Origin of the sequence: Methylobacterium sp. J-078 (assembly GCF_022829285.1) — a bacterium.
In the GTDB taxonomy this organism is placed as follows: Bacteria; Pseudomonadota; Alphaproteobacteria; order Rhizobiales; family Beijerinckiaceae; genus Methylobacterium.
In genome coordinates, this window is sequence record NZ_JAKSYI010000055.1 from 132232 (window position 1) to 158532 (window position 26301).

The window sequence follows — 26301 nt, forward strand, 5'->3', positions numbered from 1 at the left end:
GACCCGCAAGCGGCAGCGGCCGGCGGAACCACCCCCACCCCTAAACCCTCCCCACAAGGGGGAAGGGGATCGAGCCAGGCCACTCAGAGCGCGTCGGCGACCCGCAGGAAGCGCTGCGGGTCCACTGGCTCGCCGTCGATCCGGGTCTCGTAATGCAGGTGGCTCCCCGTCGAGCGGCCGGTTGAGCCGACGCGGCCGACGATGTTGCCGGGCTCGACCCATTGACCGGGCGTGACGTCGAAGGCCGAGAGGTGGGCATAGCGGGTCACCAGACCGTGGCCGTGGTCGACCTCCACCATGTTGCCGTAGCCGCCGTTGTAATCCGCCAGGGTCACGCGCCCGGCCGCCGTGGCGCGGGCCGGCTCCCCGGTCTCCGCCCGCATGTCCATGCCGGTGTGCATGGCGTAGCCGCGGGTGAACGGATCGAGGCGGGCGCCGAAGGTGCTGGACAGGCTGATCTCGCCGGAGAGGGGCCGGCGGATCGGTAGCGCGGCCGCGATGCGGCGCAGACGCGCCGTCTCGGCGAGGCTGCGCTGGGCCTGCGCCATCGCAGCGCCGAAGGCGTCGCCGGTCAGGGGCACGAGGGGACCGCCGAGGCCAGACTCCCGGCCTCGGTCCCGGCCGCGCTCGAAGCGGGCCGGGTCGAGGCCGAGGCGGGCGACGAGGCCGCGCAGGCGCTGGGCGCCCCGCCCGGCGCTCACGCCGATGCCGTCGAGGAGGTAGGTCTGGGCTTGGGCGAGGCCGTCGAGGCGCTTCTCCAGCACGGCCATGTGGGTCTCGACGCTGCGGGTGGACTGGCGGCCCGGAATCGCATCGTCGCGGGTGCGCAGTTCCAGGGTCTCGGGCGTCGGGAAGGGCTTGGCGCCCGCGCCGCGCGGCGCCGGCTCGTCCGTGGCGGTCTCCTCGGCGACGGGCGAAGCAACCGGCAAGGCGAGCGGCGGAGCGACGCCCGGCTCACCCGCGAGGCCGGCGAGCTGCGCCTGCCGGGCTTCCAGGGCGGCCTGGCGCTGGCCGAGCTCCGCCATGCGCTGGGCGATGCGCTCGCGGACCGAGGCCTGTTCCAGGGCGGCCCGATCGAGCTGAAGGCGCAGGGCGCCGATCCGCTCCTCGTAGCCGTACTGGAGGGCGCTCTGCTGCGAGACGAAGCGGGCCAGCACCTCGTCGTGGAAGACGAGGTAGTAGGTCGCCCCGCCGGCCCAGAGGGTGGCCAGGGCCAGCGCTCCGGCCATGAGGCGCGGGCGCAGGGACGCGGCGGGAACCGGCGGACGGACCGCCTTGGCGCTGGACGGTCGAGGGGAGGTTCTCATGGGACGGGTGACCTGATCCACCGCGCCACCTTGCCGGAATCAGAGTTAACGAACCGCCAAAAGAGCGCGAAACGCCAAGAGCGCGCGAGCCGCCGAGGGGGCGGGACCCCGTGGGCTCCCTGGGCGACCAGGCGTCACGGGAGGGCGCGCGCGGCGGCCAGGACCTCCTCGGCATGGCCCGGGACCTTCACCTTCGGCCAGATCCGGGCGATGCGGCCCACGCGGTCGAGCAGTAGGGTGGTGCGCTCCACGCCCATGTACTTGCGCCCGTACATGCTCTTCTCGACCCAGACCCCGTAGGCCTCCAGCATCGCCTTGCCCTCGTCGGAGGCGAGCGGGAAGGTGAGGCCGTACTTTTCCCGGAACTTGTCGTGGCTCTTCACGGAGTCCGGCGAGACCCCGATCACGATGGCGTCAGCCGCCGCGAAGTCGGAGCCGAGGGCGTTGAAGCCCTGCGCCTCCAGGGTACAACCGCTCGTATCGTCCTTGGGATAGAAGTAGAGCACGGCCTTGCGGCCCTTCAGGGCGGCGAGGCTGATCGTCTCCCCGCCGGCACCCGCCAGGGTGAAGTCGGGGGCCTGATCTCCGGTATCGAGGGGCATCATGCCTTCCTTTCGGCCGATTGATAGTGTGCCTCTCGGGTTGCACCGTGGCGAGGCCGACCGCCCGCGACGAACGAACGGCACCGGAAGCTGAAACCCTCAAGGACAGCCGCTCGATAGCCCGAGGGGACGTTCCGATCCAGCGGCACAAGGATTGATGGACCAGGAAACGGCCACAGGTTTGGGACCCGCGCGGCCGGCCGCGCGGCGGCGTCCGCTGCTCTGGATCGCGGCGGCCCTCGTGCTTGGTCTCGTCCTCGCCGTCGGCGGCCTCATCGCGCGCCTCAGCTCGGGGCCGTTGCGCATCGACGGCATGTCGGAGCGGGTCGCCGCGGCCATCGCGGGCAGCATCGGCCCGGGCTGGCGCGTCGCGCTCAGCGACAGCGCCCTCGAGATCGATTCCGAGCAATCCCTGGCCCTGCGCGTGGCGGGGCTCGACATCCGCAACCCCGAAGGCGCCCTCGTGGTGCGCGCGCCCCAGGCCGTGGTGAGCCTCGACACCTGGGGGCTCCTGCGCCTCGTGGTGAAGCCCCGCGCCATCGAGTTCCGCGACCTGCAGATGACCGCCCTGGTCCACCGCGACGGCAGCATTGCCTTCGCAGCCTCCGACACCCAGCAGGCCGGGACCGTCCAGCCCCACACCCTGCCGAGCGTGGACGCGGCGCTCGGCAAGGTCTCGCCGATCTCCGCGAGCGTCGCCTCGATCTTCGGCGTGGTGCTCGATTCCGCCGGCATCGTGGGCGCCCTCGACCGGGCCCGGATCACCAACGGGCGGCTGACCCTGATCGACGACGACGCCCGCCAGCGGGCGGTCTTCGAGCACGTCAACGGCCTGTTCCGGCGCGACGCCACCCGGGACGCCCGGGTGTTCGAGCTGCGCATCGACGGGCCGCACGGCGAGTGGCGCTTCGGCGGCACCCTGCACGAGGCCGGCGGCACCCGCCGCACCGGCACGATCACCCTCGACGACCTGCCGATCAACGATCTGTTGCTCCTCTCCGGCCAGTCGAAGCTGCCGGTGGAGACCGACCTGAAGCTCTCCGCCAAGGCGGACGTCGCCATCGATGCCGGCCGCATCGAGACCATGACGGCCGAGATCGGCACCGGCGGCGGCAACGTCCTCATCGAGGAGAAGGACTTCAACCCCGTCACCATCGACAGCCTGAAGGCCCTGGTGAGTTGGGACGAGGGCAAGCGGGCGATGCGGCTCGACGGCCTCGACTATCGCGGTGCCGGCAACGCCGTGCACCTCACCGGCGCCTGGCTCGCGGGCCCCGCCGGCTCGGACGCGGCCTGGACGCTGCAGCTCGCGGGCGAGAACGCGGTGCTGCGCGGCGCCAATGCGGGGGACAAGCCCGTCACCCTCGACGCGGTCTCGGCCCACCTCACCGGCAAGGCCGGCGGCGTCGTCATCGACGACTTCACCGTGAAGGCGGGTGCCGCCAGCGGGCAGATCACCGGCACGCTGGGCACCACCGCCGACGACGACGGCCTGACCCTGCGGATCACCGCCGCCCGCACGGGGGCCCGGATGGCCCTGAGGCTCTGGCCGGAGCACGTGGCGCCGCCCGCGCGCAACTACCTCGTGGACAACCTGCGCTCCGGCACCGCCGATTCCGTCGACATCACGGTGGACATGAGCGGACCCGAACTCGCCGCCGCGACGCGGGGCGAGCCGATGCCCGACAACGCGGTGCATATCGACTTCACGGTCTCGGACGCCACCCTGGCGGTGGCGCCCGACGCGCCGCCCCTCACGAAGGGCCGGGTGACCGGCACCATCACCGGACAGACCACCACGATCCGCAACGTCACCGCCGACCTGCGGATGCCGGACAACCGCATCCTCTCGATCGCGGACGGATCCTTCGTGATCCCGAAGATCGCACCGGATTCGGTGGTGGCCCAGATCGGCCTGCGCCTCGGCGGCGGGGCCGACGCCCTGGTCTCGATGCTGCAGACGAAGATGTTCAAGAACCTCACCGGGCTCGACCTCGATCCAGCGGCGGTGAAGGGCAGCGCCGACCTGCGCATCGACTTTCCCCTCAACCTCAAGCACATCCCGGATCTGGCCGAATTGCCCGTCACCATCTCGGGCACGCTCGCCGACATCGCCATGGACAAGGCCTTCGGCAAGGAGCGCCTGGAGGCCGGACGCTTCGCGGTCTCGTACGACCGGGGCGCGTTCACCCTGAAGGGCGACGCGCGGGTGATGGGTTCGCCCCTGACGGTGGACCTGCGCCAGCCCAAGGCCGGCGCGCCGGGCGAGCTCAACGTGTCGCTGGCCCTCGACGAGGCCCTGCGGGCGCGCAAGGGCCTGCCCGTCGCGCCGCAGCTCTCGGGGACGATTCCTGTCAGGATCAATGTACCCTTCGGGCGGGGGGGCAAGCCGCCGATCCGCGTGGAGGCGGACCTCGTCCGCGCCGCCAGCGACGGGCTTCTGCCCGGCTTCATCAAGGCGGCCGGCAAGCCCGGCCGCGCAAGCTTCACGGTGGTGGAGGGCGCCAACGGCGGCCTCGACCTGCGCGACCTCAGCCTCGACGCCGCGCCCGTCACCGTACGCGGCAGCGCGACCTTGAGCGGGGAGGGCGGCTTCGAGCGCGCCGACCTCACCACCCTGAAGCTCTCGCCCGGCGACGACATGCGCGTGCAGGCGGAGCGCAGCGGCAACGGCTACCGCGTCTCTGTGAAGGGCGCGGTGGGCGATGCGCGCCCGTTCCTGCGCGGCCTGACGGGCCCGGAGGGGAAGGGCGGCCGCGACGGCGCGCCGAAGGACATCGACGCCGATGTCAGCCTCGGCATCCTCACGGGCTTCAACGGCGAGGCCCTGACCAATGCCAGCGCCAAGGTCAGCTTACGCGGGCGCGACATCCGCAGCGGGCGCCTCCAGGGCAAGTTCACCGGCGCACCCTTCAGCGCCCAGGTCACGCACGGCGAGCGCGGCGCCGCGAGCATCACCATCGAGACCCTCGATGCCGGCTCGACCCTGCGCTTCGCCGACATCTACAAGCGCATGTACGGCGGCAAGCTCGTCATGACGAGCGCCCTCAGCGACGGGCCGCAGCCGGGCTCCGTGCAGATCCGCAACTTCGTCCTGCGCAACGAGCCCGCCCTGTCGAGCATCGTGGCGCAGGGGCCGGCCACCAGCGAGGCGGTGGATTCCCGGGGCCGCAAGTATGTGGTGCAGAACGCCGGCAACGACGTCGAGTTCGACCGGCTGCGGGCGATCTTCACCCGCACGGGTACCCGGATCGACATCAGCGACGCCGCGATCTCGAACCCCGCCATGGGCTTCACCATGACGGGGTTCCTCGACACCGCCAAGGAACGCACCGACATCAACGGCACCTTCGTGCCCCTCTACGGCCTGAACAACGTCGTCTCGCAGCTGCCGATCCTCGGACAATTGCTCGGGGGCGGCCGCAACGAAGGCCTGTTCGCCCTGAACTTCCGGGTCTCGGGCCGGCTCTCGAAGCCGGATGTCAGCGTCAACCCGCTCTCGGCGCTGGCCCCCGGCATCCTGCGCAAGCTCTTCAGCGCGGGCGGCGGCAACGACGGCGTCGCGGGCGCGACGCTGCCGGCCGAGACGGAACGCTGAGGGATTTCGGGGGCGGACCTCGCTTCGCGAAACGCGACGGCACGCTCCCCCCTTGCAGAACCTCTCCCCCATCCGGGCTACCGGATTCACGCATTTCGCCCGGTGCGATCGCTCGTCGCTCCAGAGCCTTCATCCTGGGGCCGCGCAGCGGAACCCGGGATCCAGATCCGCCGAAACGGCTTCATCCTGCCACCGCAGCGGATCTAGATTCCGGGTTCGCCTGCGGCGCCCCGGAATGACAGGGGTGGGTGTCAAGGCGTTTCGGAGGAAATTCGGAGCAGTGTGATACCGCTTTCGGTCGATTGTCTTCGATCGGCTTTGCGCGACAGGCTGCTCCCTTCCTCGAGGAGAGGATCAGCCGGCGACGGAGAAACGCCAGAACTCTGCGTCAGGCCGCCTTTTTCGCCGCCGCGTCGCCGTAGAACGTCCCCCCGCGCGCGGCCATGTCGAGGAGGTTCTCGGGCACGGCGAAGCGCGGGCCGTGCTTGGCCTCCAGCCCTTGCGCCAGCGCCACGAAGGCCTGGGCGCCCATGAAGTCGATGTAGGACAGGGCGCCCCCCGTGAAGGGCGCGAAGCCGAAGCCAAGGATCGAGCCGACATCCGCCTCGCGGGGATCGGTGACGACGCCCTCGCCGACGGTGCGGGCGGCTTCCAGGGCCTGCACCACGAGGAGGCGCTGCTTCAGCTCGGCGAAATCGACCGCGTCGGGATCGACCTTGGTCGCCTGAAGGCCGGCGAGGCCGGGCCACAGGCGCTTGGGTGCGCCCTCGGGATAATCGTAGAAGCCGCGCTTGTTCTTGCGGCCGAGGCGGCCCTCGCCCTCGACGAGGGTGGTGAGCAGGGCCTTCTGGGCCGGGTCGATGCTCTCGGCCCCGAGCTGCGCCTCGGTCGCCTTGACGATCTTCAGGGCGAGGTCGACCGCGACCTCGTCGGTGAGCGAGAGCGGGCCGACCGGCATGCCCGCCTGGCGGCCGGCATTCTCGATCATCGCCGCCGGGATGCCCTCGTTGAGCATCTTGTGGCCCTCGAGCAGGTAGGCGCCGACGCAGCGGTTGGCGAAGAAGCCGCGCGCGTCGTTGACCACGATCGGGGTCTTCTTGATCGCCCGGACATAGTCGAGGGCGGTGGCCAGCGCCGCGTCGCCGGTCCGGTCGCCCTTGATGATCTCGACGAGCATCATCTTCTCCACCGGCGAGAAGAAGTGGATGCCGACGAACTGTTCCGGCCGGGCCGAGGTCTCGGCCAAGCCCGTGATCGGCAGGGTGGAGGTGTTGGAGGCGAAGATCGTCTCCGGCCGGATCACGGCCTCGACCTTGGCGATGACGTCGGCCTTCACCTTCGGATCCTCGAACACCGCCTCGATGACGAGGTCGCAGGCGCCGAGATCGGCGTAGTCGGCGCTCGTTGTGATGCGGGCGAGCAGCGCGTCGCGGTCGGCGGTCTTGGCCCGGCCCTTGTTGATCTGATCGGTGACGAGCTTGTGGGCGTAGGCCTTGCCCTTCTCGGCCGCCTCAAGGGACTGGTCGACGAGAACGACCTCCATGCCCGCATTGGCGCTGACATAGGCGACGCCCGCCCCCATGAAGCCAGCGCCCACGACGCCGACGCGGCTGACCTTGGTGGCCGGCACGTCCTTCGGGCGGCGCGCGCCCTTGTTCAGCTCGCCCATGGAAAGGAACAGCGTGCGGATCATCGCCGCCGCCTCCTTGGTGCGCAGGATATGGGCGAAGTAGCGGCTCTCCACGCGCAGGGCCTGGTCCATCGGCAGCTGCAGACCCTCGTAGACCGAGGCCAGGATCGCCTTGGCGGCGGGGTAGTTGTCGTGCGTCTCGCGCCGGTAGATGGCGTTGGCCGGCGGCCAGATCATCATGCCGGCCGGCGAATAGACCTTGCCGGACGGCGCTTTGAACTTCGGCTGATCCCAGGGCGCCACGGCCGAGCCGCCGGCCGCGATCCAGGCCTTGGCCTTGGCGACGATCTCCTCCCGGCCCGCGACCTCGTGGACGAGGCCCATGTTCTTCGCCATCAGGGGACGGATCTGCTCACCCTTGAACAGCATCTGGAGAGCGTCGCCCGTCTGCATCAGGCGCGCGACACGCTGGGTGCCGCCGCCGCCCGGGAACAGGCCGACCTTGATCTCGGGCAGGCCGACGCGGGTCTTCGGATCGTCGGAGAGCACCCGGTAATGGCAGGAGAGCGCGAGTTCGAAGGCGCCGCCGAGGCAGATGCCGTTCACCGCCGCCGCAAAGGGCTTGCCGCAGGTCTCGAGCTTGCGGAACACCAGGGTCAGCTTCCGCGATTCCTCGAAGAAGTGGCGCATCGCCGCCTCCTCGCCGCGCTCGGCCTTGAGCGACTCGTAGGCGCGCCCGAGGCCCTGGAGCATCGTCAGGTCGGCGCCGCCGGAATAGTTCTCTTTTCCGGAGACGATGACGCAGCCCTTGATGCTTGCGTCCGCCACCACGGCGTCGACCACCTGGCCGAGCTCGTCCATCACCGCGTCGGTGAAGACGTTCATGGAGCGACCCGGCATGTCCCAGGTCGCCAGCGCGATCCCGTCGGCATCGGTCTCAAGACGGAAATTGGTGAGATTCATCGCTGATCCTCGGGTTGGCGGCGGTTAGGGCTTCGGCGGAAGCGCTTAAGCCAATCTCAAAACTTGCGTGTGCATCCCGGATTGCCAGGAAGCACATCGCTGCGACAGGACAAGACCATGACCGGACGGATCGGCTGCCAGGGCTGCCGCGATGGCGCCGACCTCGACTTCACCTTCACGATGGCCTTTCAGCCGATCCTCGACTTCGCCGCGCACCGCGTCTGGGGCTACGAGGCCCTGGTGCGCGGCACGGGCGGCGAATCCGCCGCCTCCATCCTCGGGCGCGTCACCCCGGAGACGGTCTACCGGTTCGACCAGGCGGCGCGGGTGAAGGCGATCGAGCTCGCCGGCCGCCTCTTTCCCGCCGACGACGCGACGCGCCTGTCGATCAACTTCATGCCGAACGCCGTCTACGAGCCGGCGGCCTGCATCCGCTCGTCCCTGGAGGCGGCGCGCAGGGCGGGCTTCGCCCACGACCGGATCATGTTCGAGTTCACCGAGAACGAGAAGTTCCGCGACACCGCCCACGTCTCGCGCATCGTCTCCGAGTATCGCCGACAGGGCTTCCTGACGGCGCTCGACGATTTCGGCGCGGGTTTCGCGGGCTTGAGCCTGCTGGCGAACTTCCAGCCGGACCTCATCAAGATCGACATGGACCTCCTGCGCGGCATCGACACCGACCGGCGCCGCCAGGTCATCGTGGCGGGCATCATCGGCATCGCCGGTTCCCTCGGCATCGCGGTGATCGCCGAAGGGGTCGAGACGGCCTCTGAGCTCGAGACCCTGCGCGGCCTCGGCGCGACGCTGTTCCAGGGCTATCACTTCGCCAAGCCGCATCTGGAGGCGCTCCCGCCGGTGGCGGGCTTTCCGGCGGGCGGGTACGACCACGCGCTTGTGGCTTGAAGCGGCCATCGGAGCGCCCGCCGAACCGCCTCAGCGTGCCGGCATCGGCATCGGCATCGGCGCACCGGGCGCGCCCGGGGCGCCGTTGGCCACCGAGTCGCCGGCCGCCGCGATCGCCAGCATGTTCAGGAGCTTGGTGACCGAGGCCTGAGAGACCGCCGTCACGGTGGAGGCCGGATCGGCGTTGATGGCCTGGAACTTCTGGTAGGTCTTGTCGCCGTAGATGTCGGAGAGGTGCTTCAGCTCGTCGAGGCTGAACTTCTCCGCATAGGCCTTCGACAGGCCGTCTAGCATGGTCTCGCGCTGCTTGTCGAACTCGGCGCGGATCTCCTTGCGGACCGCATCGGCTTTGTCTTCCTTCATGGGTGCCACGGTCTTCTCCAGGGCGCCGGTGAAGCCGACCTCCAGGTTCTTCAGCGTCGTTTTCTGGACGAGGTCCTTGGCCGCGGCGATCCGGTCGGCGGCATCGTCGGCGCGAGCTGTGATCGGCAGGCACAGGGCCGTGGTCAGGCAGAGGGTGGCGAGCAGGCGCGTCATCGTGGCGTTGTCCTCGAAAGTCTTCTTGTGAGCCCACCGCCGGGCGACGGCGGGCGCCGCCGTCTACCCCATCGCAGAAGGGATGGGGAGGCGACCCGGCCTCACACCCGCTCGATGATGGTGGCCGTGCCCATGCCGGCGCCGATGCACAGGGTCACCAGGGCGCGCTCCTTGCCGGTGCGCTCCAGTTCGTCGAGCACGGTGCCGAGGATCATGGCGCCGGTGGCCCCCAGCGGATGGCCCATGGCGATGGCGCCGCCGCAGACGTTGATCCGGGCCGGGTCGACGTCGAAGGCCTGCTGGAAGCGCAGCACCACGGCGGCGAAGGCCTCGTTGACCTCGAACAGGTCGATGTCGGACAGGCTCATGCCGGCGCGGGCCAGGACCTTCTTCGTCACGTCCACCGGGCCGGTGAGCATCAGGGCCGGGTCCGAGCCGATATTGGCGAAGGCGCGGATGCGGGCGCGCGGCTTGAGGCCCGCGGCATCGCCGGCCTCGCGCGAACCGATCAGCACCGCGGCGGCGCCGTCGACGATCCCCGACGAATTGCCCGCATGGTGGACGTGGTTGACGGTCTCGACGTCGGGATGCGCGTCGATCGCCACGGCGTCGAAGCCGCCCATCTGGCCCATCTGTACGAAGGAGGCCTTGAGCTGCCCCAGTGACTGCATGTCGGTGGAGGGCCGCATGTGCTCGTCGTGCGCAAGCAGCGTGATTCCGTTGATGTCGCGCACGGGTACCACCGCGTCGGCGAAGCGCCCCTCGGCCCAGGAGGCGGCCGAGCGCTTCTGCGACTCGACCGCGTAGGCGTCGCAATCGTCGCGGGAGAAGCCGTATTTCGAGGCGATGAGATCGGCCGAGACGCCCTGGGGCATGAACCACGACTTGATCGCGATGGCCGGGTCCACCGGCCAGGCCCCGCCGGAGGCGCCCAGGCCCACGCGGCTCATCGACTCGACGCCGCCGCCCACCGTCATGTCGTGCTGGCCGGCCATGACCTGCGCGGCGGCGAAGTTCACCGCGTCGAGGCCCGACGCGCAGAAGCGGTTGATCTGCACGCCCGGCACGTGCGTGCCGTAATCGGCCACCAGCGCGGCCGCGCGGGCGATGTCGCCCCCGGCCTCGCCCACCGGATCGACGCAGCCCAAGACCACGTCGTCGACGCGGCGCGTGTCGAGGGCGTTGCGGTCCTTCAGGGCGCGCAGGGCCACCTCGGCGAGGCGAAGCGCCGTCACCTCGTGCAGTGCGCCGTCGGGCTTGCCGCGTCCCCGGGGGGTACGGACGTGGTCGTAGATGAAGGCCTCGGGCATGCGTGTCCTCGTTCTCTTGACCCTGGCGGCGCGGGCATTCCCCCTCCCCCTTGCGGGGAGGGGTCAGGGGTGGGGGTGGCGCCGCCAGCCTCGGCCGACGGAGGGTCGCCCAACGACCCCCACCTCCGGCTCCTCCCCGCAAGGGGGAGGAGGGGGGCGTCGTGCCGGTCTAAAACGCCTCGGCGCTGAGCGCCATCGTGGTTTCCGATCCGGCCTTGATCCGGACCAGCCGGGTTGCGGTCTCCGGCAGCATCCGTTCCATGTAGAAGCGGCCGACCACGAGCTTGGCGGCCATCGCCTCGGAAGCGGCTTCGGCCTGACGGGCGAGGGCCGCCTTCGCGATGCGCGCCCACATGTAGCCCATGGCGACGAGGCCGAGGAGGTGCATGTAATCGGTGGCGCCCGCGCCCGCGTTGTCGGGCTTCGAGAAGGCGTTCTGCATGAACCACATGGTGGCGCCCTGCAGGTCGTTCAAACCGGCCTGGAGGGGGGCGACGAAGGGCTTCATGCCGTCGTCCTCGCCGTGGTCCTTGATGAAGGTCTGGACCTCGCCGAGGAAGCTCATCATCGCGCGGCCGCCGTCCTTGGGCAGCTTGCGGCCGATGAGGTCCATGGCCTGGATGCCGTTGGCGCCCTCGTAGATCATGGCGATGCGGGCATCGCGCACGAACTGCGACATGCCCCATTCCTCGATGTAGCCGTGGCCGCCGAACATCTGCTGGGCCTCGACCGCGTTGGCGAAGCCCTTGTCGGTGAGGACGCCCTTCACCACGGGCGTCATCAGGCCCATGTGGTCATCGGCCGCCTGTCGCTGCTTCTCGTCGTCGGAGCGGTGGCCGATATCGGCCTGAAGCGCGGTCCAGAGCACGAGGGCGCGGGCGGCCTCGTTGAAGGCGCGGATGCCCATCAGGGTGCGGCGCACGTCGGGATGGACGATGATCGGGTCGGCGGCCTTGTCGGGCGCCTTGGCGCCGGTGAGCGCACGGCCCTGGAGCCGGTCCCGCGCGTAGGCGACGGCGTTCTGGTAGGCGACCTCGGACTGGCCGAGGCCCTGGACGCCGACGGCGAGCCGCGCCTCGTTCATCATGACGAACATCGCGTTGAGGCCGCGATTCTCCTGGCCGACCAGCCAGCCCTTCGCCCCGTCGTAGTTCATCACGCAGGTGGAATTCCCATGGATGCCCATCTTGTGCTCGAGGGAGCCGCAGGAGACCGGGTTGCGCGCGCCCACCGAGCCGTCGTCGTTCACGAGGAACTTCGGCACCACGAAGAGCGAGATGCCCTTGGTCCCGGCCGGCGCCCCCTCGATGCGGGCGATGACGAGGTGGATGATGTTCTCGGAGAGGTCGTGCTCGCCGGCCGAGATGAAGATCTTTGTGCCGGTGAGGCTGTAGGAGCCGTCGCCGTTCGGGACCGCCTTGGTCTTCAGGAGGCCGAGATCCGTGCCGCAATGCGGCTCGGTGAGGTTCATGGTGCCGGTCCAGGCGCCCTCCACCATCTTGGGCAGGTAGAGCGCCTTCTGCTCCTCCGAGCCGTGCACCAGGAGGGCGGCCATCGCGCCCTGGGTCAGGCCCGGATACATGCCGAGCGCCAGGTTGGCCCCGGAGGCGAATTCCTGGATCGCGGTGTTGAGGGTGTGCGGTAGGGCCTGACCGCCGTAGGCCTCGGGCATCGACAGGCCCATCCAGCCGCCACCCGCATAGGCGTCGTAGGCGGCCTTGAAGCCCTTCGGGGTCGTGACGCTGCCGTCGGGATGGCGGGTGCAGCCCTCCCGGTCGCCGACGGCGTTCAGGGGCGCGAGCACCGTCTCGGCGAGCTTGGCGCCCTCGTTGAGCACCGCCTCCATCACGTCCGGCGAGGCGTCCGAGAAGCCGCGCAGGTTGTCGTAGCGGTGGAACCCGAACACGTCGTTGAGCAGGAACAGGACGTCCTCGACCGGTGCCTTGTAGCTTGGCATCGCGCATCATCTCCCGGAAACGGTTGCGTTCCTGGACGGCCCTGCGGCCCCCGGCGCACCTGATGGTTCATATCTAAACTATTTTTGGACGGGCGCAAAGGAGAAGATTCGAACGAGCCCCTCAGCGTTCGCGCCGCCCGACGCAGGGACCTTAACCGGGTGTTTACCAAGAATACCAAATGTCGGGGACATGCGATCTGCCGTTAACGCCTCATGCGCGTTGGCGTGGGGGCCTTGCCCGGATCGAGCCACGGACTTCGCCGAGTCAGGTTTGACGATGACACGCAACGCCACGCTCAACCTCGAAGGCTTCGATCCCGACGTGCTCGAGGCGGCCCGAGACGTGGCCCGGCGCGCCGGAATCCCCGTCGAGACCTGGATCGCCTCCATCGTCGACCCGGACGCGGCCGCGCGCGCGGCGACCGAGGAGCGGCGTCAGCCGTCGCCTCCGATGCCGGCCGCGGCTGAAGTCCCACCCGCCGCGCCTCCCCAGACCGTCGCGGCGGAACCCGCAGCGGCAGCGACATCGGCACCGACCCCCGCTGCGGCGGGGATCGAAGCGGCCCTGTCCGAGATGATGCAGCGCCTCGACGCCATCGACCAGCGAATGACCCGCGAGAGCCAGGCGTCGCAGGAAGCGGCCAGCCGCACGATCGCCGGGATCGAGGCGCGCCTCGGCGCTGCCGCCGAGCCCGCCGCCGCGCCGGCCGAGCTGGTGGAGCGGCTCGCCGAGATCGAGCGCCGGATGACCGAGATCGGCACGCAGATCGCCCATCCGCGGCCCATCGGCCGCCGGGGCCGGGCCGCCGAGACCGAGATCCGCGACGCCGTCAGCGAGATCCGCCAGCGCCAGCGCGAACTCGCCGCGGGCACGGCTCCGGAGGCGCGAGCAACCGAAGGACATGCCTCCGAGGGACAAGCCCCCAGGGCCAGCTCCCCGGCCATCGCCGAACTCCAGAGCGAGACCTCGCGCCTGCGCGAATCCATCGGCGGCCTCGCCAGCGGCCGCGACGTCGGTGCCCTGGAGCAGGCCATGCGTGCCCTGGCGGCCGGCGTGCAGCGCGCCCAGGCGCCCTCGGACCTGGGCGCCATCGCGGCCCCCATCGAGCTGATCCGGGTCCAGGTCGCGCGCTTGGCCGAGGACGTGGCCGAGAACGTCCATGCCCGCGTCGCGGCGGACGTGGAGCGCCTGGCCGCCAAGGTGGACGGGGCCCTGCACAGCGCGCCGGCCGGCTTCGCCGAGCAGGACGTGCTCGGCGGCCTGTTCCGGGAACTCGACGAGATCCGTCGCCTCATCGGCTCCCTTGCCGGCCCCGAGCGCATCCAGAGCCTCGCCTCGGGCCTGCAGGCCATCAGCACCCAGATCGCGCAGCTGCACGAGGGCAAGCCGGGCGAGGCTGGGAGCCTCGCCGAGCTGCGCCCGCTGCTGGAGGAGATCCGCAGCGGACTGCGTTCCGGCCCCGATGCCGCGATCGGCGAGCAGATCCAGGAGATGGGCGCCAAGCTCGACGCCCTGCGCGGCAGCGCGCCGATCAGCGCCGGGGCGCAGTCCGACGCCATCCTGCACCGCCTCGACGTGCTCTCCGAGCAGGTGGAGCGCGTCCACATCAACCCGGTGGGCGACCTCATCGGCCGTCTCGAGGACCTCGGGGCGACCCTGCGCCGCCCCGCGCCGCCGGAAGAAGATTTCGCCTCGATCCGGAGCATGCTGCACGACCTCACGGTCAAGCTCGACCGGGTCGGCACCGGCGAGGGGCCCCGCGACGAGGGCCTCGACGCCCTGGAGCAGCAGGTCCTGGCGCTCGCCCAGCGGATCGACACCCGCGACGCCGATCCGGCCCTCGCCGGCCTCGAGCGCACCATGAGCGACCTCCTCGATCAGGTGTCGGCCCTGCGCGCCGAGGCGCCGATCGAGGCGGCGGTGGAGCGCGCCGCCCGCAACGCCGTCGCGGAGAGCATCGGCGCCGTCGCCGATCCCGAGGAAGTCGGTTTGCTGCGGGCGAGTCTGGCCGACTTGCGCGCGCATCAGGTCGCGTCCGAGCAGCGGATGCAGGCGACCCTCAACGGTGTCTACTCGGCCCTGGAGCGCCTCGTCGGCCGCCTCGGCACCCTGGAAGGGGAGGCCGGCTCCGGCCGAACGGGCCGCGAGCCGATCTCCGAGCGGGCCAATCCGGAGCGGGCGCCCCTTGACCGGGCCGGACCGCGCGGCGAGGTGCCCCGGGGGAGCCGACCCACGATTCCCGCCGCGCTCCATACCGGCCCCGACCTGCCCCTGGAGCCCGGCGCCGCCCGGCCCGGCCGTGAGCGCCAGACCGAGTCCGCCGAGGCGCCGGCCGTCGCCGACAGCGACATCAAGACGAGCTTCATCGCCGCCGCCCGCCGGGCCGCCCAGGCCGCCCAGGCGGAGGCGGCGGGTCAGTCCATTCCCCTCGATCCCCCCGAGGCCCGCGGCGCCGGCAAGGCGACCGAGCGCGAGGGCCGCCTGGCACGCCTGCGCAGCGAGATCGACCGCCGCCGCAAGCCCCTGCTCCTCGGCCTGGCCGCCATCGTCCTCGCCCTCGGCGCCCTCCAGGCCGTGAACGCCCGCCGGTCGGCCGGCGAGGCGGCACCGGCCATGTCCGAGGCGGCGACGCTGCCGCCGGCCACCGAGACCGCGCCCGCCACCACCCAGGCCCTCGGCGACGCGTCAGCCCCCGTGAAGGCGCCCGAGGCGAAACCGCCGGTCGAACCGCAGACCACCCAGTCCCTCGCCGACACACCCAGCGCCGCGATGCCGGCGAGCCCGGCGAAGACGGGCCCGGACCGGGCCGGGCCGCCGAAGGTCCCTGGGCTCGCGAGCCTGTCGGGCGACCTCGCGGGGGTGCCGCCCGCCCTCGGCAAGCTGCGGCAGGCCACCCTCGACGGGGACGCGGTCGCCGCCTACGACCTCGCGACCCGCGCCTCCGAGGCCCGGGGCATGCCGCGGGACAACGTCCTGGCTGCCCGGATTCTGGAAAAGGTGGCCGCCTCCGGCTACGCCCCGGCGCAGTACAAGCTCGCCAGCCTTCACGAAAAGGGCGTGGGCCTGCCCCGCGATCTCGCTCAGGCCAAGCTCTGGTACGGCCGCGCGGCGGAACTCGGCAATGCGCGGGCCATGCACAACCTCGCGGTGATCTACGCCGAGAACCCCGCCGCCAACGGCAAGCCCAATTTCGCCACGGCCTCGCAATGGTTCAAGCGCGGCGCCGAGTTCGGCCTGCGCGACAGCCAGTACAACCTCGCGGTGCTCTACGCGCGCGGCCTCGGCGTCCAGCAGGATCTCGAACAATCCTACCTCTGGTTCTCGGCCGCCTCGGCCCAGGGCGACAGCGATGCGGCCAAGAAGCGGGACGACGTGGCCGCCAAGCTCGAACCGAAGGCGCTGGCCGCAGCGAAGGCGCAGGTCGCCGCCTTCAAGGCCCGGGTGCCGGACCCGGCCGCGAACGAGCCGCCGGCCCCATTCGCCGTCGAGAACACGATGAGCCTCCTCGGCGCCCCACCGCCGAGCCCCGGCGCAACGCCCCCGGCGCGCCGCATCTGAGGGGCGCCCCCGCCCTCCGGCATGCGGGCTTCTGCCGCCCGTTCGCGATGCAGCGGACGGGACTTCCAGGCGTTGGGGTTTCGAAGGGCAGGTCACGCCCGCCGCTCGTTCCCGATGTCCGTGCCGCCGACCGGGGTGGCCACCAAGCCTGGAGACCCGATGGCGCGCGTCACAGCGGTTCCACCGGCCGCCCTCGTCCTGGGGATCGCCGGCCTGATTCCGTTCCTGGGCTTCGCCCTGCTCTCCGTCAGCGGGACGGATGCGGGGCTCGGCACCATCGGCCTCAGTCCCCGGCTCGTGCTCTCCACCTACGGCGCCGTCATCGCGTCGTTCCTCGGCGGCATCCGCTGGGGGGCGGCCGCCGCGCGGGGCTCGGGCGGCGCCGACTACGCCATCGCCATCCTGCCCTCCCTCGTCGCCTGGGCGGCCCTGGCCGCGCCCGCCCCGTGGGACCTGCGGGTCCTCGGCATCCTCGTGCTGGCCTGGGGCCTCGTCGATCAGGACCTGCCCCGGCGCGGCCTCGTCCCAGTCTGGCTCGGGCGCCTGCGCCTCGTCCTGTCCGGGGTCGCCGGCGCTTCCCTGCTGGTGGCCGCCTGAACGGGCGGTCTTAATCAGTCCTTGCTCAGCATCCCCTTGCCGATGGCGAAGACGCGGCCGTCACCGAGGAGATGGGCCGTGAAGCCCGCCGGGAACAGCGGCTCGAAGACGGGATTGCGGACGTTGAGCCCGCCCGCATAGGCGCCGAAGGCCGGCATGATCAGGCGCTTGCCGTCGGTGACGAAGCAGCGCCGGCGCACCGCCCGCCCGCGCATCGCGACCTTGCCGCAGGGATGCAGGTGGCCGGCGACCTCGCCCTCGGGGGCGTCGGCGGTCGGCTCGTGCCGCAGGGTCAGGCTGCCGAGCGCCAGGGTCTCGGCGTAGCGCCCTCCGACGCCCTCGGTGACGGCGTGGTCATGGTTTCCCGAGATCCAGACCCAGTCGCGCCCCTCCTGCAGGGCCGCCACCATGGCGCGGTCGCCCGGCTCCATCCGCTCTGGCCCACGCGCGTCGTGGAAGGAATCGCCCAGCGCCACCACGCGTGCCGGGTCGAGGCGGGCCACCACCTCGTGCAGGCAGGCCAGGGTCTCGCGGGTGTCGTAGGGCGGCAGGAACTGGCCCGAGCGCGCGGCATAGGCCGAGCCTTTCTCCAGGTGGAGATCGGACACGATCAGGGTCCGGTGGGCGCCGAGCCAGAGGCCGCCGCAGAGGTCGAGGGCAAGGGTTTCTCCGGCGAGGGTCAGGCCGGGGGCCCGGGTGGTCTTCTCAAGTCTCTGGCCGAGCGCCAAAACCGCATCCTCTGATTTTTGGAAAGGGCGCTTCACCGCGCTTTAGCCCAGCGCTTCTTCGAGCAGCTGCGCTTCCGCCTCGGCCAGGATCTCGTCCGCGCCCTCGCCGTAGACCCGCTCGCGCCCGATCTCGAGCATCACGGACACGGAGAGGGGCGAGACGCGATCGAGCGCCTTGTGGATGATTCGCCCCTGGATGCGCCTCAACATCACACCGAGGCGCTTCACGTCGAGGAGTCCGGTTGCCGCATCCTGGCGCGCGGCCTTCAGGAGGAGGTGGTCCGGCTGGTGCTTGCGCAGCACATCGTAGACGAGGTCGGTGGAGATCGTGACCTGACGACCGGTCTTGGCCTGCCCCGGGTAGCGCCGCTCGATCAGCCCGGCGATGACCGCGCATTGCCGGAAGGTGCGCTTCATCATGGCGGATTCGTCGAGCCAGGCCTCCAGGTCGTCACCCAGCATGTCCTCGGCGAACAGGGCTTCCAGAAAGTCCGGCTCGCGGCCGATGCGCTCGCCGACATCCCGGGTGAGCCAGATGGCGATGCCGTAATCGTTGGCGGCAAAACCCAGCGGCCGCATCCGCTCCCGCTCCAGGCGGCGGGTCAGCAGCATTCCCAGGGTCTGGTGGGCGAGGCGGCCCTCGAAGGGGAACGCCGTGAGGTAGTACCGCCCGGCGCGGGGAAAGGTCTCCACCAGCAGGCCGGTTGGGCCGGGCAGGACGGAGCGGGAGCGCTGCTGCAGAAGATAGTCCGAGACCTGCCGCGGCAGCCGGTCCCATTCGAACGGATCGGCGATGAGCGCCCGCACCCGCGCGGCGAGGAAGGTCGAGATCGGGAACTTCGCCCCCGCGTAGGAGGGGATGGCCGGGTCTGTGCCGGGTCCGGCCCGGGTCGCCAGGGCCTCGTCCTCGGACAGGCCCTCGAAGCGCAGGACCTCGCCGGCGAACAGGAAGGTGTCGCCCGGCGTCAGGGTGTCGGCGAAATCCTCCTCGATCTCGCCGAGCACCCGCCCACCTTTGGGCAGGATCGCGCCGGGCTTGCCGCGCACGCCCCGGGCGAGGCGCACCTTGACCTTGGCGGACTCGACGATGGTGCCGACGTTCATCCGATATTGCTGGGCGATGCGCGCGTCGCGCACCCGCCAGAGGCCGTCCGGCCCGCGCAGGATCTTGGCGAAGCGCTCGTAGGCGCGCAGCGCGTAGCCGCCGGTGGCCACGTAATCGACCACCGCCTCGAAATCCTCCCAGGACAGCGTCGCATAGGGCGCGGCCGAGACGATCTCGTCGTAGAGTTGGTTCGCGTCGAACGCGTCGGCGCAGGCCATGCCGAGGACGTGCTGGGCCAGCACGTCGGGGGCGCCGAGGCGGGCGTCCGGCGTGTCCTGAGCGGCGGCCTCCACGGCGTCGAGGGCGGCCTGGCATTCGAGCATCTCGAAGCGGTTGGCCGGCACCAGATAGGCCTTCGACGGCTCGTCCATGCGGTGGTTGGCCCGGCCGATGCGCTGCATGATCCGGCTCGCGCCCTTCGGCGCGCCGATGTTCACCACGAGGTCGACGTCGCCCCAGTCGATGCCGAGGTCCAGGGTGGCGGTGCAGACGATGGCCCGCAGCTGCCCCGCCGCCATCGCGGCCTCGACCCGGCGGCGCTGCGTGGCGTCGAGGGAGCCGTGATGCAGGGCGATGGGGTAGTTCGCGTCGTTGATCCGCCAGAGTTCCTGGAAGGTGTACTCGGCCTGGAGGCGGGTGTTGACGAAGACCAGCACCGTGCGGTGCCGGCCGATCAGGTCGTAGATCGCCGGCATGGCCTGCCAGGCGGTGTGGCCGGCGAGGGGCAGGGTCAGGCCGGTGTCGAGCATGTGGAGATCGGGCGCGGCGCCACCCCGCACGACGACGAGTTCGGACATCGCCACCGCCGATCCGCTCCCCTCAACGAGGGACGTGGGCGGGGCGGGATGCTGCGGCACCAGATACCGGCGCAACTCGTCCGGCTCGCGCACGGTCGCGGACAGCCCGATCGCGGTCAGCCCCGGGCTGAGGCGGTGCAGCCGGGCCAGCGCCAGGGACAGGAGGTCGCCGCGCTTGGAGGTGACCAGGGCGTGCAGTTCGTCGAGGACCACGCAGGACAGGCCGGCGAAGAGGTCGGCCGCTTCACGGTGGGCGATGAGCAGGGCGAGCTGTTCCGGGGTGGTCAGCAGGATATCGGGCGGGCGCGCGATCTGCCGGGTGCGCTTGTGCGAGGGCGTGTCGCCGGTGCGGGTCTCGACGCGGATGGACAGGCCCATCTCGGCGATGGGCGCCTCGAGATTGCGGGCGATGTCCACCGCCAGGGCCTTGAGGGGCGAGATGTAGAGCGTGTGCAGGCCGCGCGCCTTGGCCGAGGCCGGGCGCTCGGCGAGGGCCGTCAGGCTCGGCAGGAACCCCGCCAGAGTCTTGCCCGCCCCGGTGGGCGCCACCAGCAAGGCGGATCGGCCCCCGCGTACGAGGGCGAGGAGTTCGAGCTGGTGCGGTCGGGGCGCCCAGCCGCGCGCGGCGAACCAGGCGGCGAAGCGCTCCGGCAGCGGTGTCTCGGGCGTCGCGGTCTCGGGCGTCGTGCTCAGGCCAGGGCCATCAGGAACCGGTCCATCAGTTCGAGGGCGCGCTCCGTCATCGCGCCGGGATAGCGCACGAAGACATGGCACCCGCCCGGATAGATCGCGGTGTGGCCGCCATTGCCGGCCGCGGCCCAGCGGGCCGACATGTAGAGCGTGTCGTCGAGGAGCGGATCGTGCGTCCCCACCGTGAACAGGGCCGGGGGCAGGCCCTTCAGGTTGGCGTAGAGCGGCGAGACGTCGGGCCGGCGCCGATCGATGCCGTCGCGCACGTAGACGTCGGCGAAGCGCGTCAGGTCCTCGGTGTTCACCACGAGGCGCTCCGCGCCCCAGTTGCGCACGCTCGGCGTCAGGCCGAGGTCGAAGAAGCCCGCGTTGAGATTGGCGCCCCGGAAGGCGCGCGGCAGGCCGTGCGTGTCGCGCAGGCGCAGGAGCACCATCACGGCGAGTTGCGCGCCGGCTGATTCACCGCCGATGGTCAGCGCGGAGACGCCGAATTCCGCCTTGCCCGGACCAGCGAGCCAGAGCGCCGCCGCCTCGCAATCCTCGAGGGCCGCCGGATAGGGGTGCTCCGGCGCCAGTCGGTATTCCACCGACAGGCAGACGAAGCCGCAGACGTCGGCGATGCGCTCGAGCCAGGGGTCCTGCTCGTCGGCCGATCCCCAGACCCAGCCGCCGCGATGGATGTGCAGGTAGGCGCCGCGCAGCTTCGCCCACTTCTTGGGGTTCGGGCGGATGACGCGTAAGTTCAGCGGACCACCGGGCCCGTCGATGGTCAGGGTCTCGGCCCGGGCGCTGCGGGGCATGGCCGGGGAAGCCTGCGTGCCCTGGCGACGGCGCGCGCGGACCTCCGTCATCGGAATCGACCACGGGTCGCCCTGCGCGGCATGGGCGGCCACGATCTCGGCATTCAGGCGCTTGGTTTCCGGTTCGATCATCGCCGGATCGAACAGGGCGTGGTCGATCATGAATCCGTTCGTTTCATTGTCAGGCCGGCCGTCGCGACGCGCGCATCCGAATGCAGACCCTAGAATGGGACCGCGCGGGCATCGGTGCCATCCGTGGCTTGTGCGAAATCGCCCAACGTCTCAGGCCCGGTTGGGTTTCCTCCCATCCTGTGGCGTCCGCGTCACGGTTCCGCCGGGATCGGCGGGTTGAGAGAGGCGAAGCGCGCCGCCGCGACACCGGCCGGGCGTTCCCAGGAATCATCGCATGACCTCCGGCATGACCCCCGAACACGATCCGCGCCGTCCCTCGCCCTATCCGGGCCAACCCTATGCCGGCGCACCGTTCCCGGATCAGGGCCGGCGCTCGGCCCTGCGGCGCTTCCTCGGCGGCTCGCCCGCCGCCGTGTTCATGAAGCTGCTGTTCCTGTCGGTGCTGGTCGGCGCCGTGATGGCGACCCTCGGCGTCACCCCGGGCCTGCTGTTCTGGCACGCCTACGACGCGGTGCGGACCCTGATCGACCTCGGCCTCGCCACCTTCCACGATTTCGGCCGTTGGATCCTCGCCGGCGCCGTGGTGGTGGTGCCGCTCTGGCTGCTGTCGCGGTTCTTCGTGGTGTCGAAGTAGGTTTCCAACGCGAAAGGGGCCGGCGTTTCCGCCGACCCCTTTGACGTCACATACTCCAGGTCCGCGACGCTCAGCGCTGGACGATGACCTTCGCGCCGACCTTGGCGCGGGTGTAGAGGTCGGCCACGTCGTCGTTGGTCATGCGGATGCAGCCCGAGGACACGGCGGTGCCGATGGTCTCCGGCTCGTTCGAGCCGTGGATGCGGTAGATCGAGTTGCCGAGATACATGGCGCGGGCGCCGAGGGGGTTCTCGATGCCGCCCTTCATGAAGCGCGGCAGGTCGGGGCGGCGGCGCAGCATCTCGGCCGGGGGACGCCAATCGGGCCACTCGCGCTTCATCGTGATGGTCTGCACGCCACCCCAGGTGAAGCCCGGGCGACCGACGCCGACGCCGTAGCGCAGGGCCTTGCCGTCGCCGACCACGTAGTAGAGGCGCCGCTCGGCGGTGGAGACCACGATGGTGCCGGGCGCGTAGTTGCCGCCAAAGGCGACCTCCTCGCGCTGGATCGCCGACATCTGCGGCACGGAGGAGGCCGGGCTCATCGGGTCGGCCGGCAGCGAGGCATTGGCCGTGGGGACAACCACCGGCGCGTTCTGCGGGCGCACCCGGATGACCAGGGCGTTGTCGAGCGGCTGGCGGGTGAGTGGATCGATCTCGTAGGCGGCCACGGGCGAAGCCCATGCGCCCAGCGCGCAGAGGAGCCCGGTCAGGGCGGGGGCGAAACGGCGCATCGGAGCCTCTCGAAGGCGAACGAAATCTGTGGAGCGGACTAGGAAAACTCGACGCACGTTACGGCGCGAAGTCTGCCCAAGACGTAAACGCTCGCCCTTTAAAGCCAAGCTCTATTCCCGCCCCGGCGTCGGTTGCCGGGGCGTCGTGATTTCGTGGCAACACCGTGGCACCTTGGCCGTTACGCTCCCCCCCGGAGCCACGATCAGACCGCGTCGAGGCCGAGATCGATGATCGGTGCGCTGTGGGTGATCCAGCCGCAGGAGATCAGGTCCACGCCGGAGGCCGCGACCGCCCCCACGGTCTCGCGATTGATGCGGCCGGAGGCCTCCGCGATGGCCCGCCCGTCGATCATCGCCACCGCCCGGGCGAGCTGATCGGGGGTCATGTTGTCGAGGAGAACGGCGTCGGCGCCCACCGACAGCGCCTGTTCGAGCTGCTCCAGGGTGTCGACCTCCACCTCGATCTTCACGAGGTGCCCGGCATAGGCCCGGGCCCGCGCGATGGCCGGCACGATGCCGCCCGCCACCGCCACATGGTTGTCCTTGATCAGCACGGCGTCGTCGAGGCCGTAGCGGTGGTTCGAGCCGCCACCGGCCCGAACCGCATGTTTCTCCAGGGAGCGCAGGCCCGGGGTGGTCTTGCGGGTGCAGACGATACGGGCCTTGCCGTGTGGCCGCGCCGCGTCGACCAGGGAGGCGGTGGCGGTCGCGACCCCCGACATCCGGCACAACAGATTCAGGGCCACCCGCTCGGCGGTGAGGATGGCACGGGCCGGACCGGCGAGGCGGATCACCACGTCGCCCGGTTTGACCCGGCTGCCGTCGCCGCGCTCCACCGTCACGGCGACGGCCGGATCGATCAGCCCGAAGGCGATCACCGCCGCGTCGACGCCCGAGATAACCCCGTCCTGCCGCGCGGCGATGACGCCTTCCAGACGGGCGCTCGCCGGGACGATCGCATCCGTGGTGATGTCGCCGGCCCGGCCGAGATCCTCCAGCAGGGCCGCGCGGACGATGGGCTCCACCATGAGGCGGGGCAGGGGGGCGAGATCGGTGCGGTCGGTCATGGATCGTCCTTCGGTCGAAGTCTTCGCGTCATCGAGGCGGGCCGTGCCGGCCCGCCGCCTCCGTGTCAGGCCGCGACGACGTCACGATCGGGGACGTACGCCTCGGCGAGGGCCTGAAGCTCGGCCAGCGTCACCTCGGTGTGGCGCGCGGGCTCCTGCCCGGGGTGGTCGCTGCGCCAATGGGCGCCGCGGCTTTCCCGGCGCGTGGACGCCGAGACCGCGATGGCGAGGGCCGTGAGAGCCGCGTCGCTGCCGGTCCGCGCGGCCGGCGCGAGGTGGCGGATCGCGTCCGCCAGGCCCCCGGCCTCGCGCACGACGCCGACCTGCCGGTCCATGACGCCGCGCAGGGTGTCGAGATCGATCGCGCCGCGCGCCCGCTCCGGCTGGGCCAGGGCATGCTGGGCGAGGGCATGGCCCGGGGCGGGCAGGGCGCTCGCGGCCTCGGCGATCCAGGGGGCGAAGGCCATGGCTTCGAGAAGCGAGTTGCTCGCCAGCCGATTGGCCCCGTGCAGGCCCGTCGAGGCGACCTCGCCGCAGGCGAACAGACCCGGCACCGTGCTGGCGCCGGTGGCATCCACCTTGATTCCGCCCATGTGGTAGTGGGCCGCCGGGCGCACCGGGATGGCCTGCCGGCGCGGATCGATGCCGGCCTGCGCGCACAGACCCGCCACGGTGGGAAACCGTGTCGCCATGCGGTCGCCGAGATCGCCCCGGCAATCGAGGAACACGCTGGCGCCGCGCGACAGCGCCTGGAAGATCCCGCGCGCCACCACGTCCCGGGGGGCGAGATCGCCCCCGGCGATCCCCGCCATCACGGGCGCACCCCTTTCGTCGATCAGGCGGGCCCCCTCGCCGCGCAGGGCTTCCGTGGCCAGCGGCATCGGGTCCGCGCCGCACGCGATGGCGGTGGGGTGGAACTGCACGAACTCCATGTCGCGCAAGGTCGCGCCGGCCCGCGCCGCCAGGGCGAGGCCGCGCCCGGTGGCGCCGCGCGGGTTCGTGGTCGCTGCGTAGAGCGCGCCGGTGCCCCCCGTGGCCAGCACCACGGCGCGGGCCGGCAGGGTGAAGCGCGCGCCCTCCCGCTCGCAGACGAGGCCGGCCACCGCGCCGCCCGCGTCCCGCAGGAGTTCCCGCGCCGACGCCACCAGCACGGTGATGGAGGGCGTCCGGCCCACCACCCGCACCAGGGTCTCGAGCACGAGCCGGCCGGTGGAATCCCCGCCGGCCCGCACGATGCGGCGGCGGGAATGCGCGGCCTCGAGTCCGAGGGCGAGGGCCCCGGCGGAATCCCGGTCGAAGGGGGCGGCGAGGCCGACCAGCCAGTCGATCAGCGCCGGTCCGGCGGCGGCGACGCGGGCCGCTACGTCGGGCTCGGTCAGGCCGGCGCCCGCCGCCAGGGTGTCGGCGGCGTGGAGGGCGGCCGCGTCGTCCGCCCCCATGGCGGCGGCGATGCCGCCCTGCGCCCAGCCCGTGGCGGTGCCGGTGCCCAAGGGAGCGGCCGTGACCAGGGTGACGGTGCGCGGCGCGAGGCGGAGCGCCGTGGCGAGGCCGGCGATGCCGGCGCCCACCACGACGATGCGGTCAGCGCCCGGGAGCGCGAAGGCGAGGGGGGCGTGCGCGTTCATCGGGTGCGGACCGCCAGCATGCGTTCCACCGCCATCCGGGCGCGCTCGGCGAGTTCCGGCTCCACCGTGACCTCGTGGGTCATGGTTTCCAGGGCGTGGCGGATGTTCTTCAGGCTCATGCGCTTCATGTGCGGGCACAGGTTGCAGGGCTTGATGAACTCGATGTCGGGGTTGGCGGCCGCGATGTTGTCGCCCATCGAGCACTCGGTCACGAGCACCACCTGCTTCGGGCGCTTCTCAAGGACGAAGTTCATCATCATCGCGGTGGAGCCCGAGAAGTCGGCCTCGGCGACAACCTCCGGCGGGCATTCCGGGTGGGTGATGACGGTGACGCCGGGGTAGCTCTCGCGCACCTCGCGGATGTCGGCGGGGGTGAACTGCTCGTGCACCTCGCAATGCCCGGCCCAGGTCAGGATCTCCACCTCGGGCACCATCGCCTGGACGTTCTGGGCCAGGAACTCGTCGGGGATCATGAGGACGCGGGGCGCGTTGAGCGAGCGCACCACCTCGACCGCGTTGCCGGAGGTGCAGCACAGGTCCGACTCGGCCTTCACCGCCGCCGAGGTGTTGACGTAGGTGACGATCGGAACCCCCGGATACTTCGCCCGCAGGCCGCGCACGTCCGCGGCCGTGATCGAATCGGCGAGGGAACAGCCGGCGCGGGTGTCCGGGATCAGCACCGTCTTGCCCGGGTTCAGGAGCTTGGCGGTCTCGGCCATGAAGTGGACGCCCGCCAGCACGATGACGTCGGCGTCGACCGTCACGGCCTCGCGGGCCAGGGCCAGGCTGTCGCCGACGATGTCCGCCACCGTGTGGAAGATCTCCGGCGCCTGGTAGTTGTGCGCGAGGATGACCGCGTTGCGGGTCTTCTTCAGTTCGAGGATCGCCGCCACGTCGTCGGCCAGGGCCGGCCACTCGATGGCCGGCACGTGACGGCTCACGCGCTCGTAGATGTGCGGCAGGGGAAGGCCGCTCGGAACACCCGCGAGATTGCTGCCGATCGGGAGACTGGTCGCCGCCATTGACG

The 26301-nt window shown here is 71.3% G+C and carries 18 protein-coding genes; 5 read left to right on the forward strand and 13 right to left on the reverse strand.

Annotation, left to right across the window (positions count from 1 at the left end; translation table 11 throughout):
* Window positions 1–83: 83 nt before the first annotated feature.
* Both MKK58_RS06965 and MKK58_RS06970 read right to left on the reverse strand, forming a co-directional pair.
* Window positions 84–1307, reverse strand: a complete 1224-nt coding sequence (locus MKK58_RS06965) for a peptidoglycan DD-metalloendopeptidase family protein (RefSeq protein ID WP_409565205.1) — start codon at window positions 1305–1307, stop codon at window positions 84–86.
* Window positions 1308–1441: 134 nt separating this feature from the next.
* The gene (locus MKK58_RS06970) at window positions 1442–1909 is read right to left on the reverse strand and encodes a peroxiredoxin (protein WP_243911489.1); all 468 of its coding nucleotides are present in this window, start codon (window positions 1907–1909) and stop codon (window positions 1442–1444) included.
* Between the two features lie 157 nt (window positions 1910–2066).
* Between MKK58_RS06970 and MKK58_RS06975 the strand changes: the two genes are divergently transcribed.
* Complete coding sequence (locus MKK58_RS06975) at window positions 2067–5507, forward strand: DUF3971 domain-containing protein (protein WP_243911372.1); 3441 nt, start codon at window positions 2067–2069, stop codon at window positions 5505–5507.
* A 388-nt stretch (window positions 5508–5895) separates the two neighbouring features.
* Here MKK58_RS06975 and MKK58_RS06980 read toward each other — a convergent pair whose 3' ends face one another.
* Window positions 5896–8100 (reverse strand): 3-hydroxyacyl-CoA dehydrogenase NAD-binding domain-containing protein, encoded by a 2205-nt coding sequence (locus MKK58_RS06980; RefSeq protein ID WP_243911373.1) that lies wholly within the window; start codon window positions 8098–8100, stop codon window positions 5896–5898.
* A 117-nt stretch (window positions 8101–8217) separates the two neighbouring features.
* Between MKK58_RS06980 and MKK58_RS06985 the strand changes: the two genes are divergently transcribed.
* A complete protein-coding gene (locus tag MKK58_RS06985; RefSeq protein ID WP_243911374.1) occupies window positions 8218–9003 on the forward strand; it encodes an EAL domain-containing protein in 786 nt (261 codons plus the stop codon).
* Window positions 9004–9033: 30 nt separating this feature from the next.
* On the opposite strand, the gene MKK58_RS06990 is transcribed toward MKK58_RS06985, so the two are convergent.
* The 3 genes from MKK58_RS06990 to MKK58_RS07000 form a co-directional block, all read right to left on the reverse strand.
* Window positions 9034–9540: a hypothetical protein gene (locus MKK58_RS06990; protein WP_243911375.1), complete on the reverse strand. Its 507-nt coding sequence runs from the start codon at window positions 9538–9540 to the stop codon at window positions 9034–9036.
* A gap of 101 nt (window positions 9541–9641) precedes the next feature.
* Window positions 9642–10850 carry an acetyl-CoA C-acetyltransferase gene (locus MKK58_RS06995; protein ID WP_243911376.1) on the reverse strand — a complete coding sequence of 403 codons (1209 nt, stop codon included), beginning with the start codon at window positions 10848–10850 and terminating at the stop codon, window positions 9642–9644.
* Window positions 10851–11019: 169 nt separating this feature from the next.
* Complete coding sequence (locus tag MKK58_RS07000) at window positions 11020–12807, reverse strand: acyl-CoA dehydrogenase C-terminal domain-containing protein (protein ID WP_243911377.1); 1788 nt, start codon at window positions 12805–12807, stop codon at window positions 11020–11022.
* A gap of 277 nt (window positions 12808–13084) precedes the next feature.
* Between MKK58_RS07000 and MKK58_RS07005 the strand changes: the two genes are divergently transcribed.
* Complete coding sequence (locus tag MKK58_RS07005) at window positions 13085–16366, forward strand: tetratricopeptide repeat protein (RefSeq protein WP_243911378.1); 3282 nt, start codon at window positions 13085–13087, stop codon at window positions 16364–16366.
* 159 nt (window positions 16367–16525) lie between these two features.
* A complete protein-coding gene (locus MKK58_RS07010; RefSeq protein ID WP_243911379.1) occupies window positions 16526–16963 on the forward strand; it encodes a DUF3429 domain-containing protein in 438 nt (145 codons plus the stop codon).
* A gap of 14 nt (window positions 16964–16977) precedes the next feature.
* On the opposite strand, the gene pdeM is transcribed toward MKK58_RS07010, so the two are convergent.
* The 3 genes from pdeM to MKK58_RS07025 are packed head-to-tail and all read right to left on the reverse strand — an operon-like array spanning window position 16978 to window position 21245.
* Window positions 16978–17691, reverse strand: coding sequence for a ligase-associated DNA damage response endonuclease PdeM (gene pdeM / locus MKK58_RS07015; RefSeq protein ID WP_243911380.1), 714 nt, complete (start codon window positions 17689–17691; stop codon window positions 16978–16980).
* A gap of 42 nt (window positions 17692–17733) precedes the next feature.
* Window positions 17734–20286 (reverse strand): ligase-associated DNA damage response DEXH box helicase, encoded by a 2553-nt coding sequence (locus MKK58_RS07020; RefSeq protein WP_243911490.1) that lies wholly within the window; start codon window positions 20284–20286, stop codon window positions 17734–17736.
* Window positions 20283–21245: an alpha/beta hydrolase gene (locus tag MKK58_RS07025; protein WP_243911381.1), complete on the reverse strand. Its 963-nt coding sequence runs from the start codon at window positions 21243–21245 to the stop codon at window positions 20283–20285. The genes MKK58_RS07020 and MKK58_RS07025 overlap by 4 nt, the downstream gene beginning before the upstream one ends.
* 256 nt (window positions 21246–21501) lie before the next feature.
* Between MKK58_RS07025 and MKK58_RS07030 the strand changes: the two genes are divergently transcribed.
* Window positions 21502–21849 (forward strand): DUF6460 domain-containing protein, encoded by a 348-nt coding sequence (locus MKK58_RS07030; protein ID WP_243911491.1) that lies wholly within the window; start codon window positions 21502–21504, stop codon window positions 21847–21849.
* Window positions 21850–21919: 70 nt separating this feature from the next.
* On the opposite strand, the gene MKK58_RS07035 is transcribed toward MKK58_RS07030, so the two are convergent.
* The 4 genes from MKK58_RS07035 to nadA form a co-directional block, all read right to left on the reverse strand.
* A complete protein-coding gene (locus tag MKK58_RS07035) occupies window positions 21920–22582 on the reverse strand; it encodes a L,D-transpeptidase (protein ID WP_243911382.1) in 663 nt (220 codons plus the stop codon).
* Between the two features lie 203 nt (window positions 22583–22785).
* Window positions 22786–23649 carry a carboxylating nicotinate-nucleotide diphosphorylase gene (nadC, locus tag MKK58_RS07040; RefSeq protein ID WP_243911383.1) on the reverse strand — a complete coding sequence of 288 codons (864 nt, stop codon included), beginning with the start codon at window positions 23647–23649 and terminating at the stop codon, window positions 22786–22788.
* A 65-nt stretch (window positions 23650–23714) separates the two neighbouring features.
* Window positions 23715–25274, reverse strand: coding sequence for an L-aspartate oxidase (locus MKK58_RS07045; RefSeq protein WP_243911384.1), 1560 nt, complete (start codon window positions 25272–25274; stop codon window positions 23715–23717).
* Entirely contained in the window at window positions 25271–26296 is a 1026-nt protein-coding gene (gene nadA / locus MKK58_RS07050; protein WP_243911385.1) for a quinolinate synthase NadA, read from the reverse strand. The genes MKK58_RS07045 and nadA overlap by 4 nt, the downstream gene beginning before the upstream one ends.
* Between the last annotated feature and the right edge of the window lie 5 nt (window positions 26297–26301).

Excerpts from the sequence above, each read along its gene's own strand:
- MKK58_RS06965 (WP_409565205.1), bottom strand. The coding sequence starts at position 1,307 with ATGAGAACCTCCCCTCGACCGTCCAGCGCCAAGGCGGTCCGTCCGCCG.
- MKK58_RS06970 (WP_243911489.1), bottom strand. The coding sequence starts at position 1,909 with ATGCCCCTCGATACCGGAGATCAGGCCCCCGACTTCACCCTGGCGGGT.
- MKK58_RS06975 (WP_243911372.1), top strand. The coding sequence starts at position 2,067 with ATGGACCAGGAAACGGCCACAGGTTTGGGACCCGCGCGGCCGGCCGCG.
- MKK58_RS06980 (WP_243911373.1), bottom strand. The coding sequence starts at position 8,100 with ATGAATCTCACCAATTTCCGTCTTGAGACCGATGCCGACGGGATCGCG.
- MKK58_RS06985 (WP_243911374.1), top strand. The coding sequence starts at position 8,218 with ATGACCGGACGGATCGGCTGCCAGGGCTGCCGCGATGGCGCCGACCTC.
- MKK58_RS06990 (WP_243911375.1), bottom strand. The coding sequence starts at position 9,540 with ATGACGCGCCTGCTCGCCACCCTCTGCCTGACCACGGCCCTGTGCCTG.
- MKK58_RS06995 (WP_243911376.1), bottom strand. The coding sequence starts at position 10,850 with ATGCCCGAGGCCTTCATCTACGACCACGTCCGTACCCCCCGGGGACGC.
- MKK58_RS07000 (WP_243911377.1), bottom strand. The coding sequence starts at position 12,807 with ATGCCAAGCTACAAGGCACCGGTCGAGGACGTCCTGTTCCTGCTCAAC.
- MKK58_RS07005 (WP_243911378.1), top strand. The coding sequence starts at position 13,085 with ATGACACGCAACGCCACGCTCAACCTCGAAGGCTTCGATCCCGACGTG.
- MKK58_RS07010 (WP_243911379.1), top strand. The coding sequence starts at position 16,526 with ATGGCGCGCGTCACAGCGGTTCCACCGGCCGCCCTCGTCCTGGGGATC.
- MKK58_RS07025 (WP_243911381.1), bottom strand. The coding sequence starts at position 21,245 with ATGATCGACCACGCCCTGTTCGATCCGGCGATGATCGAACCGGAAACC.
- MKK58_RS07030 (WP_243911491.1), top strand. The coding sequence starts at position 21,502 with ATGACCCCCGAACACGATCCGCGCCGTCCCTCGCCCTATCCGGGCCAA.
- MKK58_RS07035 (WP_243911382.1), bottom strand. The coding sequence starts at position 22,582 with ATGCGCCGTTTCGCCCCCGCCCTGACCGGGCTCCTCTGCGCGCTGGGC.
- nadC (WP_243911383.1), bottom strand. The coding sequence starts at position 23,649 with ATGACCGACCGCACCGATCTCGCCCCCCTGCCCCGCCTCATGGTGGAG.
- MKK58_RS07045 (WP_243911384.1), bottom strand. The coding sequence starts at position 25,274 with ATGAACGCGCACGCCCCCCTCGCCTTCGCGCTCCCGGGCGCTGACCGC.
- nadA (WP_243911385.1), bottom strand. The coding sequence starts at position 26,296 with ATGGCGGCGACCAGTCTCCCGATCGGCAGCAATCTCGCGGGTGTTCCG.